Here is a 20,190-nt window from a genome sequence, read left to right on the forward strand (position 1 = left end):
CCGCGGACGCGATCCCAGCGCCGACGGGTACGCGGGGTTAGCTTTCCGGTGTTCCCGCCCGATCCGCTGCTGGCGTCGCGTTGCCAACTCCGGTGCAGGATTCCCCCGCCGGAGAGGCTGATTCATGTCCGCCTTCAAGTCGCAGCAACGTCACCTGACGATCGGTGGCCGCAGCTTCCATTTCGTGTCGTACGAGGGCGTGCCGGCCAACCCCAAGCGGGACATCGCGGCCACCCCGCCGATGTGGTACGCCATGGTTGGCGGCCGGCGGTGGCCGGTCTCTCCCTGCGACCCGAACCTCACCACCGACCAGGTCGATGCGGCGCTCCTGTTGTGGGCCGAGGAGAACGCGGTGAGCCCGCCCGGCGCGACGGCGACCGCCACGCCGCCGCGCAGTGTCCCCCGGAACAAGGGCAACGAGAACTGGTGGGGGACCAACTGACCCCCAGGCCGGGACCCCGGTCCCGGCTCCTGCTGGCTTCCTGACCGGAGCCCCACATGACCACGACACGGGTACGTCCCCTCCTCTATCTCGGCATCGGGATGGTGTGGCTGATCACGGCCATCGTCCTCGGCGCCACGGGCCAGGTCGCGCGGCTCCGCCCACCCGTCCCCCAGCTGGTGCTCGGAGGCCTGACCGCACTGCTCATCCTGGCGGGGACCCTGCTGCCCGGGTTCCGGGTCTGGATCGCGGGGCTCAACCTGCGGCAGATCGTGGCCCTGCACCTCACGCGGTTCGTCGGGATCTACTTCCTGGTGCTGTACGGACGGGGAGAGCTGCCGTTCGCCTTCGCGGTCCCGGGGGGCTGGGGTGATATCGCCGTGGCGACGGGCGCCCTCGGCCTGGTGCTCCTGGTCCCCGACCTGGCCGCCCGGCGGGCCTGGCTGAGCGCCTGGAACTGGCTCGGCCTCGCCGACCTGCTGCTGGTCGTCGCCACGGCAAGCTGGATCGCCATGACCGACTTCCCATCCATGGCCCCGCTGCTCCGGCTCCCGCTCAGCCTGCTCCCGACCTTTCTGGTGCCGCTCCTCCTGGCCACCCATCTCCTGCTCCTGCGCCGGCTCCGGGCCGGGTAGCGCGCCGGAACGGGTGCGCGCGGTCATGGTCGATGTCGACCGCTGGCCCGAGTGGACGGAATCCATCCGCCGGGGACAGCGCCTGGACGATGGCCCGCTCGCGGTCGGGGCGCGGGCGCGGGTGTTCCAGCCCGGGCTCCCCCCGGCGGTGTGGGAGGTGACGGCCCTGTCGGAGGGGTGCCGGCCTGGCTGACCCGGGGGGTCAACGATCGGGACATCGGGATGGAGGCCGCGGGGCTCAAGCGGCGGTGTGAGGCCACCTGACCCGGGTCCCCCCCCCGGGGGGGGGCCCACCCCGTCCGCCGGGCGGTCCAACCGGCTATCTTTCCGTACGCAGCCGCTCCATCGCCTTCGGTGCCGGACCGAAAGGTGGCTCACCCGTTCGAGGACTCCATGACTGCATCAGACTCGACCACGAAGCGCCGACGTGCCGCCCAGTTCGCCGTGCGCCCCGGCCCCGCCCCCGCGGCGGGTGTGCTGGACGTCACCTGGGCAAGCCCGTTTGACCAGTCGTGCTTCGTGGTCTCGGTGCCTGAGGTGAAGGCCAAGGCCCGCAAGCCGGTCGATGAGCTGATGAAGGAGCTCACCGCCGAGACGGGCTGCACCGAGGAAGAGATCCTGGCCCACGGCCGGAAGGTGCGCGCCCTGCTGTTCTTTGCCGAGGAGCGCCTGGCCCGGGAAGGGGTCCTGGCCACCCTGGAACCCAAGCAGAAGGTGCCGTTCGAGCTCAAGCCCGTCACGCCCGCCTTCTAGCGGCGAGCGGGACCCACCGGGGGGGCCGCGCTGAAACGCGCGGCCCCCTCTGCGCGTTATCGGGGGCGGCCCGGAATCCCCTCACCACCCAGGGAGGCGTCCCATGGAAGCCCACCTCGACCGGCTGCACGCCCGCGTGCGCGGCTGGTTCCCGCTGCAGCGCCTCGCGATCCTCTCCCGCATCCTGCTGGCCCTGGCCTTCGTGCCGACCGCGCTGGTGAAGGTGCAGGGGTTGCCCTTCACGGTCATGGGCACGGACACCCCGGTGGGCTACTTCTTTGATGCGATGCACCGGACCGGTGGGTACTGGCGGTTCATCGGCTGGGCGCAGCTGGTGGCGGGGGCGCTGCTGCTCGTCCCGCGCACCGCGCTGGTGGGGGCCATCCTGTTCTTTCCGATCGTCCTCAACATCTTCGTCATCACCGTCGCGCTCGAGTTCAAGGGCACCCCATGGATTACCGGCCCGATGGTGCTCGCCGCCCTCTTCCTGCTCTGCTGGGACTATCACCGGCTCAAGGCCATCGTCTTCCCTGCCGCACGTGCCGTCCCGCCAGTGCCGGCGCCGGTCCCGGTGGCGCGGCTGGAGCTGGCCGGGTACGTGATCGTGACCGCCGCTGGTCTCGTGGTCCTGGCGGCCACCCGGAGCCTGGTCCCACACGGGGTGACGCTGCCGGGGCTTCTGGCCGGCGCGGCTGGCGGGGTCATGGTCCTCGCGGGGTGGCTGGCGGCGCTGCGCCGTCCGGCGCCAGCGCCAGCCGCAGGATGACGATGTCCGCCAGCGCGGCGGGGTCGATCGGGGTGCCATCGCCGCGGAAGGCGCGGGATTGGGTGTTGGCAATGTAGAGGAAGCTGTCGCCATCGAGCGCCCCCGTCGTCATCCCGTTGAACAGCGGATGGTAGCGTTCGAGCACCTCGGCCTCGACAATGCGATCGCCCGGCGCATCGAGCCTGAGCCGCACGACCCGCCCCGGATGGATCCCGTTCTGGATGCCCACCAGCCCGCCCCGGTACCAGTAGAGCCCGTCGAAGCTGCCGGTCGGGAAGCCCGGCGGGGCGGGCAGCGTCCGGACGACCCGGGACGCGAGGTCGACCCGGTGGATATCGTGCCACCCGGCCACGTAGAGTGTCCGGCCGTCGGGGCCAGCGACGAGGCCGTTGGCCTCGGGGATGGTGCCTGGAGGCAGGAACTCCTCCATGCGGGGGCGATCGGGGCGGAGGCACCAGAGGGAGCCGTCGGACGTGCCGGTGGCGCACGCCATGCCGTCCGGGAGCACGGCGACGTCATTGAGCGCCCCGGTCGGGGGACCCGGATAGCGCGCGAGCAGGCGGCCATCATCGAGGGAGTACCGGTGCAGCGCGGCGCCGCCCAGCGCAGGATCCGCGAAGGCCCGGGGATCGTCGACCACCGCCCAGAGCTGCCGGCGCAGCGGGTCCACCCGAAGCCCCACGACCACCCGGCGCACCCCGGGCTCGGTCGCCGCGGCGAAATCCGTCACGCTGCCGTCCGGGTCGACCCGCACGATCTTCCCCTTGAAGCTCCCCGCGAACAGCGCCCGCGAGCAGGGATCGAAGGCGATGCCCTCCGGCTGCAGGTCCCGTTCGGGAATGACGAATGCCGGCGCGCCGTGGACCAGCGGCGGGTGGGCCGCGCGGATGTCGGCGACAATCCGGCGAAAGGTGGCGTCGGCATGCAGGAAGAAGAACCCGCGGTAGAACCCGGGATCCAGGCCACCAGGCGCCCGGCTCATTTCCATGAGCGCGGCCAGGGCCTCGGCGCGGTGCCCCGCCGCGGCATGGGCCGCGGCCAGGTTGAAGAGGACCACGGCGTCCTGCGGATCCCGTGCGTGGAGCCCCTCCAGGCGGACCAGGTCGGCGTCCTGGGCTGGCAGGGAGCCGGGCGCGAAGGCAAGCAGGGGCAGCAGGACGGCGGGCAGTCGCCGCAGGCGTGGCACGGGCAGGCTCCGGGGGGTGAGGGCGCCTCCCCTACGGAACGACCCCGGGGGTGGTTGCGCGGATGCCAGCGCCGTAGGTTCGAAGGGCGCAAGCGGTGTCCACCACTTTCCCACCTGGGGGCGATGTGCGCGCTTCGATCGCGCGGGTGAGCATCAAGGGGCGGGTGCCCGGCGAGGTGGGCCTCCCCAAGGCCGCCGTGCCGGTGCTCTCGGTTTCCCCGGCCGGGGCGGCGGGCGACTACAATCGCTACCGGATGGAGTCCCTCGCCGGCGATCCCGACCAGGCGCTGCTGCTCGTCACGGAAGACCTGCTCGCCACGCTCAATGCCGCCGGCTGGCCGGTGGCCCCCGGTGACCTCGGGGAGAACGTGACCCTGCGCGGCCTCGCGGAGTCGGCGCTGCGAGCGGGCGTGCGGCTCGAGGCCGATGCGGTGCGGCTCGAGGTGACCAAGGCCTGCGTGCCCTGCCGCGAGCTCTACACCCTGCCGTATGTCGGCACGGAGCGGGGGCCGGCCTTCCTGAAGGCCGCCACGGGGCGCCGCGGCTGGTACGCGCGCGTGCTGGCCGGTGGGGAGCTCCGGCCCGGCGACCCGGTCCGCCTGGCGGACGCCTGACACTGTCCCCGGGGGCGCCGCCGGCGCCGCCGGTCGTTCCATCCCCCGCACCGAGGTCCGCATGGCCGACGCGGCACCGCAGTCGTTCCAGCAGCACAAGCGCTACGTCCCGGGGTTCCACGGCGTCTCGTTCGCCCTGGTGCTCCTCACCTGCCTCCTGGCCCTGGCGCAGCTGATCCGGGCGCCGGGCCTCGGCACCCTGGGCGCCCTGACCGGGTCGCTCGCCCTGCTGGCCCTCTTCTGGTATGTCCGGTTCTTTCCGCTCGGCGTGCAGGACCGGGTGATCTGCCTCGAGGAGCAGCTGCGGATGGCCCGCCTGCTGCCGGCGGACCTGGCCGCCCGCGCGGCAACGCTCCGGCCCGGCCAGCTGATCGCGCTGCGCTTCGCCTCGGACGCGGAGCTGCCGGCGCTGGTGCGCCGGGTGCTCGACGAGAAGGTCGCCGGGCGCGAGGAGATCAAGGCCATGGTGACCCAGTGGCGCGCCGACACCCGGCGGATCTGAGCCACCGCGTGAGACCGCAGGCCCCGGTTCCTGGCGTCGCTCCACCGCCCGCGGCCGGGCCCGCCTCACCCTGGAGGTAGCGCTCGCCGACGGGACCGGCCCGGCCGCCAGCTTCACGGGCCGCTACGTGGCCATGGCCCGGCCCCGCATGGCCGAACGCCGCCCAGTGGAGTAGGTTGCGACACCGGCCCGCGAGGGCCGACGACGTCCCCCGCCATCCCCGGGCCGCCATGTCCGTACCACCCCGCACCTCCCCACCTCCCCAGCCGCGACCGCTGACGCCCGCGGAAGTGCACGCCATCGAGCGGGCGGAGCTGGAGGCATGGGGCGACATGTACCGGGCGCTGCCCCCGGCCTTCACCCGTGAATTCCGTCCCGAGCTGCGTGAGCAGGGGGACGTGGCCTACACCCGCTGCCGGGCCATCCCGTTCGTGCACTTCAACTCGGTGCTCAACCTGGGCCTCGGCGCGCCCGCCACCGAGGAGATGCTGGATGCCCTGCTCGCCGCGTACGAGGCGGTGGGCATTGCCCGGGTCACGGTGCTCACCCTGCCCTACTCGGAGCCGGCCGGACTCCCCGGCTGGCTCACCGCGCGCGGCTTCACGGAACGGCCAGGCTGGGACCGGGTGTTCCGGACGGCCCCGCTCGCGGGGCACGCCGTGGAGGACGCCGAGGTGGCGTTCGTGGACAGCCGGATGGCCCCGCGGTGGACGCGGTTCCTGGACCGCTGGTATGGCCTGCCCACCGCGCCCTGGCTGCAGGAGCTGGTGGGCCGCGACGGGTGGCACCACGCCGTCCTGGTGCAGCAGGACGAGATCCGGGCGGCGCGCAGCATGTACCTCGGCCCGCAGCGCACGGCCTGGCTGGGCATCGAGGCGCCGGTGCCCGGCGTGATGGCGCCGGGGTTCGCCGACGATGACCGCCTGGTGCGGGCGCTGCTCGGGCTGGCGGCGCGGCGCGAGACGCAGCTGGCGGTGGCGGACCTGGCGGCGGTGCAGCCCGGCCGCAGCGGCCCGGCCTACGACCACTGGGAGGCGCTCGGGTTCACGGTCGGGTACCGCCGCGCCCACTACGTGCGCGAGCGGGCCGCGTCAGGACAAGCCGGGCGGGACCCGTAGCCCATCAGGCCGGGGCGGCTTATGCTATCAGCATGTCCCTCCCCACCCCGACGAGCCTCCTCGACGAACTGGGCCAGGTGCGCGAGCACTGGGCCCCGCGGGTCGTGGCCGCGCTCAATGGTCAGTACCTCAAGGTCGTGAAGGTCCAGGGCGAGTTCGTCTGGCACCAGCACGAGGCCGAGGACGAACTCTTCCTCATCATCAAGGGCTCGCTCCGCATCCAGTTCGGCGAGGGCGACGTGGTGCTGCGCGAGGGGGAGTGCCTGGTGGTACCGCGCGGGGTGCGGCATCGCCCGGTGGCGCTCGAGGAGTGCTGGCTCGCGCTGTTCGAGCCGGCGCAGACGGCGCACACCGGGGAGGTCCAGACGGACCGGACCCGCAGCGTGGCGGAGCAGACCGCGCACCTCCCCACCCCGTGACGTCACCGGTGGTGGCCTGGAGCGAGCTGCAGGCGGACCACGCCGCCTCCCTCGCGGCGTTTCATGCCGCCGCCGCACGGTGGACGCCCGAAGCCTGGGAGGCCCCGCTGGGCCCCGGGAAGTGGACGCCGGCCCAGGTCGCGGAACACCTGCGGCTTTCGTACGAGGTGCTGGGGCGGGAGCTGGCGGGCGGCACGGGGCTGCGTCTGCGCACGCCCTGGTGGCTGCGGCCGCTGCTCCGCCTGCGCTTCCTGCCGGGCGTGCTGCGCCAGGGCCGGATCCCGGCGAACGCCCGCGCCCCACGCGAAGTGCGGCCCGGGGACGGCCCGTTCCCGCGCGCGGCGGTGCTGGCCGCGCTGGACGCCGGCGCCGCCGCCGTCAGTGCCGCGCTCACGGCGCGCCACGGCGGGGGCGGCGACGGCGTGACGCACCACGTCTTCGGGCGCCTGAGTCCGGCCGAGGCGTTGCGCTTCCTCGCCGTCCACAACCGGCACCATACGGCGCAGCTCTCCGCCCCGGGGCACTGACGGCTCCACACTCTTCCTGAGCGGCGCATGTTCGTCGGTCACCTGGCGCTCGGCTTCGCGGCCAAGCGCACCTGCCCCACCACTCCCCTGCCCTGGTTCATCGCGGCCGTCACCGCGCTCGACCTGGTGTGGCCGCTCTTCCTGCTGGCGGGAGTCGAGCAGGTGCAGATCCGCCCCGGGGCGACCGCCTTCAACCCGCTGGTCTTCGAGTCGTATCCCTGGTCACACAGCCTGGTGATGGCGGTGGCGTGGGGCGTGGTGCTCGCGGGGCTGGCGCGGTGGCGCGGCGTCGATGGGCGGGCGCTCGGTGTACTGGTCCTCCTGGTGGGAAGCCACTGGGTGCTCGATGTCATCACCCACGTCCCCGACCTGCCGCTGTGGCCGGGCCCCTCCCCGCGGCTGGGGCTGTCGTTGTGGAATTCCCTGGCCGGCACCTACCTGGTCGAGGGGCTGTTGTGGGTGGCGGGGCTCGTGATCTACCTGCGATGCACGGTGACGCACAGCCGCGCGGGACGGGCGGCGTTCTGGTCGTTCGTCCTGCTGTGCACCGGGATGTGGGCCGCGGGGCCCTTCGGCCCGCCTCCGCCGTCCGTGACCGGGCTCGCGGTCTTTGCGCTGGTGGGCTGGATCGTGGTCCCGTGGGCGTGGTGGATCGAGTCGACCCGCGGCCTCTCGTCCGCGCCCGGAGCCCGGCCATGAACATCCGTGAGCTGCTGGCCGCGATGAAGCCCGCCCGCACCGAGTTCCACTGGGATCCCTGCTGCTTCTGCGGCCAGCCGATCCGGGTGGCCGACGGCGATCCCTGCCGGCTGTCGTTCGAGCGCGGCACGGAGGCCCGGGACCGGCTCGCCAGCGAGTACTTCTGCCACGCCTCCTGCTTCCAGGCCCACCTCGACGAGGGGCTCCGCACCCCGCTCGGCGCCACGGTGGAGCGCCGCCCCGATGGTACCATCACCAACGCCGCGAGCCTCACCGCCGATCACCTGACCCACCAGCGGGTGCTCTGCCCGGCCTGCGGGGAGAAGGTCTTCGTGCGGTGGCCGGAGGGATGGGACGCCCACGCGGCCCACCGCTGCGCCGGCCTCACCGCCGAGGGCCCCGAGCTCCGCAAGGCGGAATTCAAGCGGCGGTTCGCCGCGCTCTTTCAGTCGTAGGCCGGGGACGCGCCCATGCCACTGCGCATCCGCCAGGCCACCGTGGCCGATGCCCGCGAGATCGCGACCCACCGGGCGCTGATGTTCCATGAGATGGGCCAGCTCCCCGAGGCCTCGATGCCGGCCCTGGTGGCCCACGCCGAGGCGCTGCTCGAGCCGATGCTGGCGACCGGGGAGTATGTGGGGTGGCTCGCGGCGCCTGCTGACGCGCCGCAGGCCATCGCGGGCGGGGCCGGGGCCCAGCGGCGCCAGGTGCTGCCGCACCCCGACGGGACCGGCGGGGTGGCGGAGGGGCGGCACGCGATCGTCCTCAACGTGTGGACCGAACCCCGCTGGCGCCGCCAGGGGGTGGCGGAGTCCCTCATGGAGGCGGTGCTCGGCTGGGCCCGGGCGGAGCGCCTGGACCGGCTGGTGCTGCACGCCTCGGAGGCCGGCCGGCCCCTCTACGAGCGGCTCGGCTTTGTCCGGACCAACGAGATGCGCTACACCCGACCCCTCCGCTGACCGGCCCGCCATCGGGACTGCAACCCTTTCCGCCCCTCCGCGGTCCAACCTGAAACCCCGGACGGCCGCCCGCAGTCATGTCCGGGAGCCCAGGACAGACCTCCGTTCCCCCTCGACGAGCCCTCGATGCAACACCTCAAGCTCGCGCTCCGGACCCTGCTCCGGACCCCGTTCGTCACCGCGGTCGCGGTGCTCTCCCTGGCCCTGGGGATCGGGGCCAATGCGGCGATCTACTCCCTCTTCGACCAGATGCTGCTGCGGCCGCTGCCGGTGCCTGGACCGGAGCAGCTGGTCCGGCTGACCGCCCCGGGGCCCAACCCGGGGTCGCAGTCGTGCAACCAGGCCGGGGGGTGCGACGAGATCTTCAGCTACCAGATGTTCCGGGACCTGGAGCGGGGTCAGACGGTCATGACCGGGCTCGCGGCCCACGTGCTGTTCGGGGCCAGCCTCTCCTACCAGAACGAGCCGCTCACCGGCGACGGGGTGTTCATCTCCGGTTCCTACTTTCCCACGCTGCAGCTCACCCCGGCCCGCGGCCGGCTGATCGGGCCGGGCGAGGACCAGAGCATCGGCGGGCACTCGGTGGCGGTGCTCTCGTACAGCTACTGGCAGGCGCACTTCGCCTCGGATCCCGCGGTGGTGGGCCAGACGCTGGTGATCAACGGCAAGCCCTTCGAGATCATCGGGGTGGCGCCGCGCGGCTTCGAGGGCACCACCCTCGGCGCGCGGCCGCTGGTCTACGTGCCGCTCACCATGCGTGAGGCGCTGCTGGGCTACGGCGGGTTCGACAACCGGCGGAGCTACTGGGCCTACGTGTTCGGGCGGCTCAAGCCCGGGGTGTCGCTGGAACAGGCCAGCGCGGCGCTCAACGGGCTGTACACCCCGATCCTGGCCGACGTCGAGGCCCCACTGCAGGCCGGGATGAGCGAGGCGACGATGGCCCGCTTCAAGGCCAAGCAGATCGGCGTGCTGCCGGGACGGCAGGGACAGAGCTCGGTGCACGAGCAGGCGCGGGTGCCGCTCTACATGCTCTTCGGGGTGACGGGCGTGGTCCTGCTCATCGCCTGCGCCAACATCGCGAACCTGCTGCTGGCCCGGGGCGCCGGCCGCGCCACGGAGATGGGTGTGCGGCTGGCGCTCGGCGCGGGACGGCGCCAGCTGGTGGCCCAGCTGCTGACGGAGGCGGTGCTGCTGGCGCTGCTGGGTGGCGCGGCGAGCCTGCTGGTGGCGCGGTGGACCCTGGACGGCATCTCCGCGCTGCTGCCATCCGAGGCCACGCTCGCGCTGCAATTCACGCTGCAGCCGTCGGTGCTCGCCTTCGCGGCACTCCTGTCGGTGGCCACCGGCCTCATCTTCGGGCTCTTCCCGGCGCTGCACAGCACCCGCGCCGACCTGATCACCAGCATCCGCGCCGGGGCCGGCCAGATCCTGGGGCACCGGGGGGCCGCGCGCTTCCGCCTGGGCCTGGTGACGGCGCAGATCGCCCTCGCGTCCGGCCTGCTCATCTGCGCCGGCCTGTTCCTCAAGAGCCTGGTGAACGTGAGCAAGGTCGACATCGGCGCCACGGTGGACCACGTGGTGACCTTCGCGATCAGCCCCTCCCGCACCGGCTACGACAGCCTGGCCTCCGCCCAGCTCTATGAGCGGGTGGAACAGGAGCTGGCCGCGCTGCCCGGCGTCACCGGGGTCACCAGTTCGTCGGTGCCGCTGCTCGCCGGCAGCAACTGGGGCACCGACGTGCACGTCCAGGGCTTCCCGAGCGGGCCCGACGTGGACAACAACTCGCGGCTCAACCGGGTGGGGGCGGGCTACTTCTCCCTCTTCGGGATGCCGCTGCTGGCGGGCCGCGAGTTCAGCGACGCCGATCGCCTGGGCGGAGCCCGGGTGGCGGTGGTCAACGAGGCCTTCGCCAGGAAGTTCAACCTGGGGAACAACGCCGTGGGCAAGTTCATGTCCGAGGGCGGGCCCGATTCCCTCAACATCGAGATCGTCGGGCTGGTGCAGGACGCCAAGTACAGCGACGTGAAGGACGAGATCCCGCCGCTCTTCTTCACGCCCTGGCGGCAGGACGGCAACGTGTGGGGCCTCAACTTCTACGTGCGGACGGCGCTGGCGCCGGAGCAGATCCTCAAGGTGATCCCCCCCCTGATGAAGCGCATCGACCCGGGCCTCCCCATCGAGGAGCTCAAGACGATGCCGCAGCAGATCCGGGAGAACATCTTCCTCGACCGGATGATCAGCATCCTGTCCACCGCCTTCGCCACCCTGGCGACGCTGCTCGCCGCGGTGGGCCTCTATGGGGTGCTCGCCTACACCGTGGCCCAGCGCACCCGGGAGATCGGGGTCCGCATGGCGCTCGGCGCCGATGCCGGCGCGGTGCGGCAACTGGTGCTGCGGCAGGTGGGCGTGATGGTGGCCGTCGGGGGGACCCTCGGGGCGCTCGCCGCCCTGGGCGCGGGCTACGCGGCGCGCTCACTGCTCTACGGCATGCAGGGCCACGATCCGGTGGTCTTCGCGGCGTCGCTCCTCACCCTCACCGCCGTGGCCCTCGGCGCCGGCTACCTGCCGGCGCGACGGGCCAGCCGGGTCGACCCGATGCAGGCGCTGCGCTACGAGTAGGCCCGGCGCCGCCTAGCGGGCCGAGTCGGCGGCGGCCAGGACCCGGCGGATGTCCTCGGTCCACCCGGGGGCATCCTCCGGCGGCCGGAACGACCAGCTCACCCGGGACTGGCCGCTCCCGGAGCTGATGACCACGCGATCCCCCTCGCGCCGCACCGCATTCTCCTTCCGGCTCGCGGGGGTGAGGTCGAGCCCCACCGTGCCGTTCTTGTGCACGAAGACGCTCCGCGCCGTGACGATGATCGACGCGTCGCGGTCCTCCCAGCGGTTTCCCCGCGTGCTGCGCGAGTAGTAGGTATAGCGGAACACCTGGTCGTCGGCGCGCCGCACCACGCCCTCCGACTGGAACCGCTCCTCCAGCGCCGCCGGCAGGGTGGCGGTGGACTGGCCACACCCGGCCAGCAGTGTGGCGGCGAGCAGCAGGCGGTACCTCACGCACCCTCCCCCGTGATGATGATCGTGGCGGCATCGATGGCGTCGTGGCTGCCGGTCAGCGCCACGAGGTCGCCGGCGGCCAGCCGCTCGTGCGCCTCCGGGAACGCCACCTGCTCCTCCCCCCGCAGCAGCCCCACGACGGTCGCCCCGGTGCGGCCGCGCAGGTTGAGCTCCCCGAGCGTCCGGCCGGCGCACTCCGAGCCCGCCCCCACCCGCACCGGCGCAAAGTCGCCCAGGCCAGGGAGGAGGGAACGGACCAGGTCGATCTTGGGATCCTCCGCGTGCGACTGCTTGGCCAGCATCGCCACCACCACCTCGGCGCCGGCGCGGAAGTGGCCGAAGAGGTCGGTGGTGCGGCGCCAGAAGACGATCCCGAGCAGCCCCAGCACCAGCAGCAGCACCAGCAGGCCGCCCAGCGGCGGCAGGACGGGCGCCGTGACCAGGAGGAGCGGCACGGCGGTGAGCAGCACGGCCACGATCTGCACCGCGACGCCGAGCACCCGGCGCGGCGCGCGGCCGTTGTCCACCCGTCCCGGACCCGGCCCAGGGATGGCGATCTCGGCCAGCTCCTCGCCGAGGCCGCGGGTGATCCGGAGGATCCCGAAGAGGAACGGGCTCACCAGCGCGGCGGTCACCCCGGCGATCAGCCAGGAGGCGAGCGTCGCCGAGACGCCCCGCGCCAGCAGCAGCTCGGCCAGGTGGTGCCGCACCCACGCGCCGCCGATCACCAGGCCCGCCACCACCACGGCGTCGAGCGCCAGCCAGCGGGCCGAGCGGCGGGCGCTGGCCCAGGGGGAACGGCCGGCCGGCGCCGCGCGCAGCGCCTCGACCCAGGCGCCGTAGAGCGAGGCCACCATCTGCACCCGGTGGGGCAGTCGGGCATCGACCCACTGGGCGATGGGGTCCGCCGCGCGGGCCAGCCGCCCGGAAAGCAGCGCGGTGATCACCGAGACCGTGACCGCCGCCGCCACGAACGCCGGTGGCACTACGCCGAACCCCGCCCCGACCCCCGCCAGGATGAACGAGAACTCGCCGATCTGGGAGGTGAAGAGCCCGGCGCGTACCGCGGTGCGCAGTGAGCGGCCGGAGAGGAACACCCCCACCGTGATCGCCACCGGACGCCCGAGCAGCACCACGCCGAGCATGGCGAGCGCGAGGCCCCAGGACTCCGCGAGGATCCGGAGGTCCAGCTGCATGCCGGTGGCCACGAAGAAGATGGCCGCGAAGACGTCGCGCAGCGGGCGGATCTCCCGCTCCACCAGGCGGCCGGCGCCGGATTCGGCCACCAGCAGCCCGCCGAGGAAGGCGCCGAGCGCCACCGAGAACCCGGCCAGGCCGGCGAGCGACGACATGAGGAACGCGAAGCCGACCATGCTCACCAGCATGGTCTCCGGCTTGCGCAGGCCGATGATGGCGCGGGCGGCGCGGGGCACCAGGGCGAGCCCCGCCACCAGGAAGAGGACCAGCAGCCCGACCAGGCGCCCCACCACCGCCGCCAGGGCCCCGCCGCTCAGCCCCTCGCCGGAGGCCGCGGCCGTGAGCAGCGCGATGATGAGCATCGCGCCAAGGTCCTCGAACAGCGTGAGCTGGAAGACCGTCTCGCGCAGCTCGGGCTCGACCGGGTGTTCCTCCAGCACCTTGGCGATGACCATGGTGCTGGACGCGGCCACCGCCCCGCCGAAGAAGAGGCTGCCGATCGGGCTCCAGCCGGACAGGCCCGCCACCGCGAAGCCCAGCGCCAGCATGAGGCCGATCTCCACCACGGCGGCCACGGCGCCGGTGGCGCCCGCCCGGGCCAGGCGGCCCAGGCGGAAGTCGAGCCCGATGGAGAACATGAGGAGGATGACGCCGAGTTCGGAGAGCAGCCGGATGCTGGCCTCGTCGGAGACCCAGCTCGGCGGCACGCTCGGGCCCACGATCACGCCGGCCACCAGGTACCCGGCGACCACCGGCCAGCGCAGCCGCTGGAACAGGACGGTGGTGGCCCCGGCGGTCACCAGCACCACCGCGAGGTCGCGGAGGAAGTGCTCGGGCGAGGTCATCGGCGTGGCGCCGTTCAGCCCGTCCGGTCCAGCACCTCGCGGACCTGCGCCACGAGCTTCTCGGGGGGAAAGGGCTTGGGCAGCAGGGTGGCGTTCTCCTGATCGAGGCCATAGCGCAGGGTCGCCTCGTCGGCGTACCCGCTGATGAACAGCGCCGGGAGCCCCGGGCGCGCCTGGCGGGCGTGGGCCACGAGTTCCGGGCCGCTGCCACCGGGCATGACGACGTCCGTCAGCAGGAGGTGGAGCGGGCCCTGGTGCTGGTCGAGCCAGCGGCGCGCGGCGTCCGGCGTGCTGGCCGCGTGCACCCGGTAGCCCCGCCCCTCGAGCGCCCGCTGCATCACCCTGAGCAGCGCCTCCTCGTCCTCCACCACGAGGATCGTCTCCTGCCCCCCGCTGGGCAAGGGCAGCGGGGTCGGTTCGCCCGCGGCGTCGCCGTCGGCGGCCAGCGGCAGGCAGACGGTCACGGTCGTGCCCTGGTCCGGCGCGCTCTCGATCCGCACGTCACCACCGCTCTGTCGCACGATCCCGTAGACCGTGGAGAGCCCGAGTCCGGTCCCCTTGCCGAGGGCCTTGGTGGTGAAGAACGGCTCGAAGGCACGGCTCAGGGTGGCTTCGTCCATGCCCACGCCGGTGTCCTGCAGGGCCAGGAGCACGCCGCCGGCCGGCGGCACCTCGATGCCTGGCGGCAGCCCGGGCGCGCCGGCACGGGCCTTCCGGGTGCGGATGCTGAGGGTCCCGCCGCGGGGCATGGCATCACGCGCGTTCACGGCCAGGTTGACGATCACCTGCTCCAGCTGGCCCCGGTCCACCTTCACCAGCCCGAGGTCGCCCGCCAGCTCGGTCCGGATCCGGATATCCTCGCCCAGCAGCCGCGCGAGCAGCCGCCCGGCCTCGTGCACCACCAGGTTCACGTCGAGCAGCACCGGCCGGAGCATCTGGCGGCGCCCGAAGGCCAGGAGCTGCTGGGTGAGCGCCGCGGCCCGGTCGGCGGCCTTCCGGATCTCCTCGATATCCTCCGACCGGGGCGCCCCGCGCGCGAGGTCGGCCTGGGCCAGCGCCGCATAGCCGATGATCGCCGTGAGCAGGTTGTTGAAGTCATGCGCCACGCCACCGGCCAGCTGCCCCACTGCCTCCATGCGCTGCGAGTGGCGCAGGCGATCCTCCAGGGTCCGGCGCTCGGTAATGTCCTGGAAGCTGCAGAGCACCTCTTCGACCGCGCCATCCGGCCGGCACGAGGGGTCGGCGTTCACCAGGAGCCAGACGCGGTCCCGTGTCCGCGGACGGTGCACGCCCATGACCACGTTGTGGACCGGCTGCCGGGTGCGGATGGCCACCGGCACCGGGTGGGTCTCGCCGGGAAAGGGCGACCCGTCCTCATGCACCACGTTCCACGCCGGGTCGAACGAGGTGCGCTCGAGCAAGTCCACCTCGGTGAGGCCCAGGAGCTCGAGCGCCGCCGGGTTGGCCAGGCGGAGCCGCGCCTGGGCATCCTGGACCACCACCCCCACCGTGAGGTGCCGGATCACCTCGAGGAAGCGCGCCTCCCCCCGCGACACCTCGAGCGCGCGGGCCAGCCTGGCATTCTGCCGCTCGGTGAGGATCTCCCGGAGCAGGATGAGGAGGGTCACGGCCACCGTGACGATCGCGAGGACCCAGACCACCTGCGCACCGGCCCGGGCGGCCTCCCGGATCAGCAGGCCGTAGACCGTCACCCCGAGCAGCAGCGGCAGCAGGTTGCGCGGCAGGCGCGGCTCACGATCAGGGGCGTCGGGCCCCTCGGCGTCGCCGGCCCGTTCCATGGCCCAGATCATGACGGCGTAGCCACCGAGGAACAGCAGGTCGGGCCAGTCCACCGGGATCCAGGCCGGGGAGCGGGCATTGAGCTGGTACCCGAGGTCGCCGGCGAGGTAGAGCAGCTGGCCGGTGGCCAGTCGGGGCAGCAGCGCCCGCCCGGCCCCCCCGACACGTTCGAGGAGGAGCGGCACCATCACCGCGAAGATGACCAGGTCCCCGACGGGAAAGGTGAACGTGACCAGGCGCTCCAGCAGCGACATCGGGACGGCGGCCAGCGGGCGGCCCACCTGCAGCCAGGTGATGGCGCACCCCGCCACGATCGCGATGGCGGCGTCGACCACCAGCCGGCCGCGGGATTCGCTGCCCGCCCGCACCACCGGGAAGGCCAGCACCCCCGCGATGGCCAGCGGGTAGCTCAGCAGGTAGGCGAGGTTGGCCCACGAGGCGGAGGGGTCGGTACCGAGGACGAACTGCTGCCAGCACCAGATGAGGTTGCCGAGGGCCGTCACCGCGTGCGAGGCGGCGTAGAGCCGCAGGCCGCGCCGGATGCCGGGGTCGGGCGCCTGCCCCGCGGCCGCGAGGAACGACCAGAGCGCCAGCAGGGCCAGCGGGATGAAGATCGCGTAGCTGACGACGGCCCAGGCGGGATGCCCCCGCCCGAGCCACCCCATGAGGACCGGGTAGCCGAGCGCCGTGACGACGGCGGCGATGGTGCGGAGTCTGGCGGCCCGGGGGATGTCGGCGGCGGGCACGGGGGTCACCCTAGCGCTGGGTGTCGGCCAGCTGGCGGAGGCGGCGCAGGATGCGCTGTTGGGCGGCGCCGTGCTTCACGGCCAGGAAGATCGTGTCATCCCCGGCGATGGTCCCGATGACGTCGGGCCAGGCCAGCCGGTCGATGGCCACCGCCACGCGGTTGGCCTCGCCCGCGGGGGTATGCAGCACCAGCAGCGCATCGCCAGCCGGGTCGGCGGTGAGCACCCCCTCGCTGATGCGGCGCTCGTCGGGATGCTCCGGCACGGCCGCGATGCGCGCCGGACGCTGGTAGGCGCCGTCGACCTTCACCAGCTTGAGCGCCGTGATATCGCGGCTGACTGAGCTCTGGGTGACCTTCCAGCCTTCGGCGGAGAGGGCCTCCGCGAGCTCCTCCTGCGTCCGCACCGGGCGGGTGCTGATGAGTTCGAGGATCTTGAGGAGCCGCTTCCGCCGGTCGCCGCTCATGACCGCCCGCGGGCGCTGCTCCGGCCGGCGAGCGTGTTCATGGCGCCGTCGAACCGGCGCTGTTCCCGGTCGGCCCAGCGCCGGCAGGCGCGCAGGCGTCCCCGCACCAGGCCCAGGCCCAGGTTGCCCAGCCCGCCGGTGCTGCGGCGACGGCTGATGATCTCGTCGGTGGCTGGTTCGCGCCACCAGTCACCTTCCTTGATGGCGGCGGCCACCTCGCGGTAGGCGGACCGGAAGGCGCTCCCCCCCTCGACCCGCCGCATGACCTCGTCGGTGGCCAGCGGCCCGCCGGAGAGGATGTGGCGCCCCACCGAGGCGTCCACCCCGAGCCGCGGCACCGCCACCGCCAGCATGGAGAGCATCCCCTCGAGGCGGTCCACCCCCCGCATCACCGGCTCCTTGATCAGCTGGAAGTCCCGGTGATACCCGCTGCCGAGCTTGCTCTTGACCTGGAAGACCGTCAGGAGGTCGCCCTCGAGGGCGGCGGCGCGCCCGCGGGTGAGCTCGAACAGGTCGGGATTGCGCTTGTGCGGCATGATGCTGCTGCCGGTGGCCAGGTCGGGCGGCAGCACCAGGAAGCCGAACTCGTCGGAGCTGAAGGCGATGATGTCGGTGGAGAGCTTGCCCAGCTCGTGCCCCAGCTGCACGCACCAGAAGAGCACCAGCGCCTCGAGCTTGCCGCGGCTGTTCTGTACCAGCGCCACGTTGTGCTCCACGGCGCCGAAGCCGAGCGCCTTGGCGGCCGCTTCCCGCTTGAGCGGGAGCGGCACCCCGTAGCCGGCCGCGCTGCCGAGCGGGGAGCGGTCCACCTTGGCCCACACCGCGGGCAGCGCCTCGACCACGTCGAGGATCCCCTCGGCAAAGGCGGCGGCCCACAGGCCGGCCGAGCTGGGCATGGCCCGCCGGGTGTGGGTGTAGCCGGGCCACAGCACCCGCTGGTACCGCGTGGCGAAGATCAGCAGGCTCTCGGCCAGGTCGAGCGCCTCACCGGAGAGCAGCAGCAGCCGGTCCTTGAGGTAGAGCCGGAGATCGCAGGCCACCTGGTCGTTGCGCGAACGGCCGGTGTGCAGCCGCTCCCCGGCGGCCCCGGTGCGCCGCACCAGCCAGTCCTCCACGCAGGTGTGCACGTCCTCGTGCTCGGGGCCCACGAGCAGGCGTCCCTCGTCCACTTCGCGCAGCGCCAGCCGCAGGCCGGCGCGGATCTTCAGGTACTCGCCCTGGGAGAGGAGCTTCGAGGCGCGGAGCCCCTCGATGTGGCCCAGGCTGCCGAGGATGTCCCAGGCGATGAGCCGCCCGTCCCACAGCCGGTCCTCGGTGGCGGTGTAGTCGAGCATCTGGCGGTCCAGCGAGTTGCTCGAGACCCAGAGCGTGGTCGGCAGGACGGGGGCCGGTGCGGCCACCGGCCGGTGGCCCGAGGGGCGGGGCTTCTTGGGCTTGCTCATGCGAGATAGGCCTGGGCGAGGTGGCGGTAGAAATCCCGGGCGGCGGAGACCTCGGGGAGGTCCACGTACTCGTCCGGGGTGTGCGACCGGCGGCTGGTGCCGGGCCCGCACTTGATGGCGTCCCTGTCTCGCAAGAATACCCAGTCGGAGCACGTGGGTGAACCGAACGGCTTCCCTTCGGGCCGGATGGCCTGGGCCAGCGCCAGGAGCCGGGAGCCGGGCGGCGTCTCGCAGGGGACCAGCCGGTCCGATGTGATCACCACCTCCACGTCGAGCGCCGCGCGGAGCGCGTCGGCCAGCTCGGCGTGGGTCCAGTTGGGGGTGCTGCGCACGTCGAGCACCGCCCGCGCCACCGGCGGGGTCACGTTCCGGCTCACGCCCCCCTCGAGCATGGTGGGCGTGGCCGTGGCGATGCCGAGGATGGGATGCACCCGGTCGCGGAAGAGCGCCGGCAGCTTCGCCACGTTGCGGCCCAGCTCCACGATGGCGTTGGTGAAGTCGGGGTTGTCGGCGGCGTAGCCGGCGTGGCGCTGCACCCCGCGCGCCACCAGGTCGGCCATCATGAGCCCGCGCTGGGCGATGGCCGGCTCGAGGTTGGTCGGCTCGCCGACCACGGCGGCGTCGATGGAGCCGAGCCGCTCCACGGCGGCGCCCATGGTGGTGTGCTTGGTCTCTTCCTCGTAGCCGAGGATGACCAGCAGGCGACCCCGCGCGGGGCCGCCCGCCTCCGCCAGGTCACGGGCGGCCAGGAGCATCGCGGCCACCGAGGCCTTGGCGTCGCCGGAGCCGCGGCCGTAGAGCCGGTCCCCCTCGAGCGTGGCCGCGAAGGGCGGGCGGCTCCACCCCTCCCCCGCCGGCACGGTGTCGAGGTGCGACACGAACGCCAGCGTCGGGCCGCCGGCGCGGCCGGGCACGGTGATGGCCACCGCCGCGTCATCGCGCGAGGCGGTGAGGCCGGCCGCCTCCGCCCACTCCACCACCCAGCGCGCGATCCCCTCCTCGGTCCCGCTGACCGAGGGGATCGCGACCAGGTCGCGGAGGAGCGCGATCTCAGGTCGCGAGGTCCACGCCAAGATAGGTCGCCTTTTCCTTGCGGCCGACGATCATCGTCCCGCACCCGGCCCCGGTGAACACCTCGAGCAGGATGGAGTCGGGGAGGCGGCCATCGATGATGTGGGTGCGCTCCACCCCTCCGGTGGCGGCGCGGATGCAGGCCTCCACCTTGGGGCGCATGCCGCCGGCGACCGCGCCACTCGACATGAGCGCGGCGAGGTCGTCGGGATCGGCGAAGGTGACCAGGCTCGAGGGGTCGGCGCGGTCACGCAGCACCCCGGGCGCGCCGGTGAGGAAGAGGAGCTTCTGCGCCTTGAGCGCCACCGCGAGGGACTCCGCGACGGTGTCGGCGTTGACGTTGAAGACCTGGCCCTCGCCGTCGCCGGCCAGGCTGGCCACCACCGGCACGAAACGGGCGTCGAGCAGGGTGAGCAGCACCCGCGGGTCCACCCGGTCCACGTCCCCGACGTGGCCGTAGTCGACCTCGCGCGAGACGCCGGCGTCGTCGACCACCGTGACCGGCGGGCGGCGCCGGGCCGCGATCAGGTCGGCGTCCACGCCGGAGAGCCCGACGCCCTGCACCTCGTGCGCGCGGAGGGCGGCCAGCAGGTTCACGTTGAGCGTGCCGGCGTAGACCATCTTGGCCACGTCGAGCGCGCTGTCGTCGGTGACCCGCCGGCCGGCCACGATCGTGGGCTCCTGGCCCAGCCGGCGGGAGAGCGCCGTAGCCTGCGGGCCGCCGCCGTGCACCATGACGATGCGGATGTTGAGCGAGGAGAGCAGCCCGATCTGCCCCGCCACCCGGTCCAGCGCCTCGGGGTCGGCGAGCACGTCGCCGCCCAGCTTCACCACGAAGACGTTGTCCCGGTAGGCGCGCACGTAGCGGAGCGCGCCCTTGAGCCCGGTGATGCCCTTCGAGGTGTCGATGCTCATCCGTGTCATCCTGGTCCCCGGAAGTGTGACGTCC

21 protein-coding genes and 1 pseudogene are annotated in these 20,190 nt (G+C 73.2%); 14 read left to right on the forward strand and 8 right to left on the reverse strand.

The window, feature by feature from the left end; all coding sequences use genetic code 11:
- The first annotated feature begins 124 nt into the window (after positions 1–124).
- The 5 genes and pseudogenes from IPJ95_18610 (at position 125) to IPJ95_18630 (ending at position 2,596) form a co-directional block, all read left to right on the forward strand.
- A complete protein-coding gene (locus IPJ95_18610; protein ID MBK7925614.1) occupies positions 125–442 on the forward strand; it encodes a hypothetical protein in 318 nt (105 codons plus the stop codon).
- Positions 443–498: 56 nt separating this feature from the next.
- On the forward strand, positions 499–1,077 hold the full coding sequence (locus tag IPJ95_18615; protein MBK7925615.1) for a hypothetical protein: 579 nt from the start codon (positions 499–501) through the stop codon (positions 1,075–1,077).
- 25 nt (positions 1,078–1,102) lie between these two features.
- Positions 1,103–1,341: pseudogene (locus IPJ95_18620) on the forward strand (hypothetical protein).
- Positions 1,342–1,470: 129 nt separating this feature from the next.
- The gene (locus IPJ95_18625; protein MBK7925616.1) at positions 1,471–1,830 is read left to right on the forward strand and encodes a hypothetical protein; all 360 of its coding nucleotides are present in this window, start codon (positions 1,471–1,473) and stop codon (positions 1,828–1,830) included.
- 103 nt (positions 1,831–1,933) lie between these two features.
- Entirely contained in the window at positions 1,934–2,596 is a 663-nt protein-coding gene (locus IPJ95_18630) for a hypothetical protein (GenBank protein ID MBK7925617.1), read from the forward strand.
- Here the strand turns inward: IPJ95_18630 and IPJ95_18635 are convergent.
- Positions 2,532–3,782, reverse strand: a complete 1,251-nt coding sequence (locus IPJ95_18635; GenBank protein ID MBK7925618.1) for a hypothetical protein — start codon at positions 3,780–3,782, stop codon at positions 2,532–2,534. The two genes, IPJ95_18630 and IPJ95_18635, sit on opposite strands and share 65 nt — an antisense overlap.
- Positions 3,783–3,907: 125 nt before the next feature.
- Between IPJ95_18635 and IPJ95_18640 the strand changes: the two genes are divergently transcribed.
- From IPJ95_18640 to IPJ95_18680, 9 genes are all read left to right on the forward strand, one after another.
- Complete coding sequence (locus IPJ95_18640; protein ID MBK7925619.1) at positions 3,908–4,396, forward strand: MOSC domain-containing protein; 489 nt, start codon at positions 3,908–3,910, stop codon at positions 4,394–4,396.
- A 61-nt stretch (positions 4,397–4,457) separates the two neighbouring features.
- Positions 4,458–4,898, forward strand: coding sequence for a hypothetical protein (locus tag IPJ95_18645; protein MBK7925620.1), 441 nt, complete (start codon positions 4,458–4,460; stop codon positions 4,896–4,898).
- 290 nt (positions 4,899–5,188) lie between these two features.
- Complete coding sequence (locus IPJ95_18650) at positions 5,189–6,016, forward strand: hypothetical protein (protein ID MBK7925621.1); 828 nt, start codon at positions 5,189–5,191, stop codon at positions 6,014–6,016.
- Between the two features lie 32 nt (positions 6,017–6,048).
- Positions 6,049–6,435: a cupin domain-containing protein gene (locus IPJ95_18655; GenBank protein MBK7925622.1), complete on the forward strand. Its 387-nt coding sequence runs from the start codon at positions 6,049–6,051 to the stop codon at positions 6,433–6,435.
- Positions 6,432–6,962, forward strand: a complete 531-nt coding sequence (locus IPJ95_18660; GenBank protein ID MBK7925623.1) for a DinB family protein — start codon at positions 6,432–6,434, stop codon at positions 6,960–6,962. Before IPJ95_18655 ends, IPJ95_18660 begins: the two co-directional genes overlap by 4 nt.
- Positions 6,963–6,989: 27 nt before the next feature.
- On the forward strand, positions 6,990–7,661 hold the full coding sequence (locus IPJ95_18665; protein ID MBK7925624.1) for a hypothetical protein: 672 nt from the start codon (positions 6,990–6,992) through the stop codon (positions 7,659–7,661).
- Positions 7,658–8,116 carry a hypothetical protein gene (locus IPJ95_18670; protein ID MBK7925625.1) on the forward strand — a complete coding sequence of 153 codons (459 nt, stop codon included), beginning with the start codon at positions 7,658–7,660 and terminating at the stop codon, positions 8,114–8,116. Before IPJ95_18665 ends, IPJ95_18670 begins: the two co-directional genes overlap by 4 nt.
- Positions 8,117–8,131: 15 nt before the next feature.
- On the forward strand, positions 8,132–8,620 hold the full coding sequence (locus IPJ95_18675) for a GNAT family N-acetyltransferase (protein ID MBK7925626.1): 489 nt from the start codon (positions 8,132–8,134) through the stop codon (positions 8,618–8,620).
- A 126-nt stretch (positions 8,621–8,746) separates the two neighbouring features.
- Positions 8,747–11,239, forward strand: a complete 2,493-nt coding sequence (locus IPJ95_18680) for an ABC transporter permease (GenBank protein ID MBK7925627.1) — start codon at positions 8,747–8,749, stop codon at positions 11,237–11,239.
- 12 nt (positions 11,240–11,251) lie between these two features.
- Here the strand turns inward: IPJ95_18680 and IPJ95_18685 are convergent, their stop codons facing one another.
- From IPJ95_18685 to argB, 7 genes are read right to left on the reverse strand one after another with little or no spacing between them, the layout of a single operon-like run.
- A complete protein-coding gene (locus IPJ95_18685) occupies positions 11,252–11,674 on the reverse strand; it encodes a hypothetical protein (GenBank protein ID MBK7925628.1) in 423 nt (140 codons plus the stop codon).
- Positions 11,671–13,716: a cation:proton antiporter gene (locus IPJ95_18690; GenBank protein MBK7925629.1), complete on the reverse strand. Its 2,046-nt coding sequence runs from the start codon at positions 13,714–13,716 to the stop codon at positions 11,671–11,673. Before IPJ95_18690 ends, IPJ95_18685 begins: the two co-directional genes overlap by 4 nt.
- 14 nt (positions 13,717–13,730) lie before the next feature.
- Entirely contained in the window at positions 13,731–16,262 is a 2,532-nt protein-coding gene (locus IPJ95_18695) for a response regulator (GenBank protein MBK7925630.1), read from the reverse strand.
- Positions 16,263–16,272: 10 nt separating this feature from the next.
- The gene (locus IPJ95_18700) at positions 16,273–16,728 is read right to left on the reverse strand and encodes an arginine repressor (protein MBK7925631.1); all 456 of its coding nucleotides are present in this window, start codon (positions 16,726–16,728) and stop codon (positions 16,273–16,275) included.
- Positions 16,725–18,170 (reverse strand): argininosuccinate lyase, encoded by a 1,446-nt coding sequence (locus tag IPJ95_18705; protein ID MBK7925632.1) that lies wholly within the window; start codon positions 18,168–18,170, stop codon positions 16,725–16,727. The genes IPJ95_18700 and IPJ95_18705 overlap by 4 nt, the downstream gene beginning before the upstream one ends.
- On the reverse strand, positions 18,167–19,243 hold the full coding sequence (locus tag IPJ95_18710) for a M20/M25/M40 family metallo-hydrolase (GenBank protein ID MBK7925633.1): 1,077 nt from the start codon (positions 19,241–19,243) through the stop codon (positions 18,167–18,169). The genes IPJ95_18705 and IPJ95_18710 overlap by 4 nt, the downstream gene beginning before the upstream one ends.
- Positions 19,221–20,156 (reverse strand): acetylglutamate kinase, encoded by a 936-nt coding sequence (gene argB / locus IPJ95_18715; protein ID MBK7925634.1) that lies wholly within the window; start codon positions 20,154–20,156, stop codon positions 19,221–19,223. The genes IPJ95_18710 and argB overlap by 23 nt, the downstream gene beginning before the upstream one ends.
- Positions 20,157–20,190 lie beyond the last annotated feature (34 nt).

The sequence above is a fragment of the Gemmatimonadota bacterium genome (genome assembly GCA_016713785.1).
Taxonomy (GTDB): domain Bacteria; phylum Gemmatimonadota; class Gemmatimonadetes; order Gemmatimonadales; family GWC2-71-9; genus JADJOM01.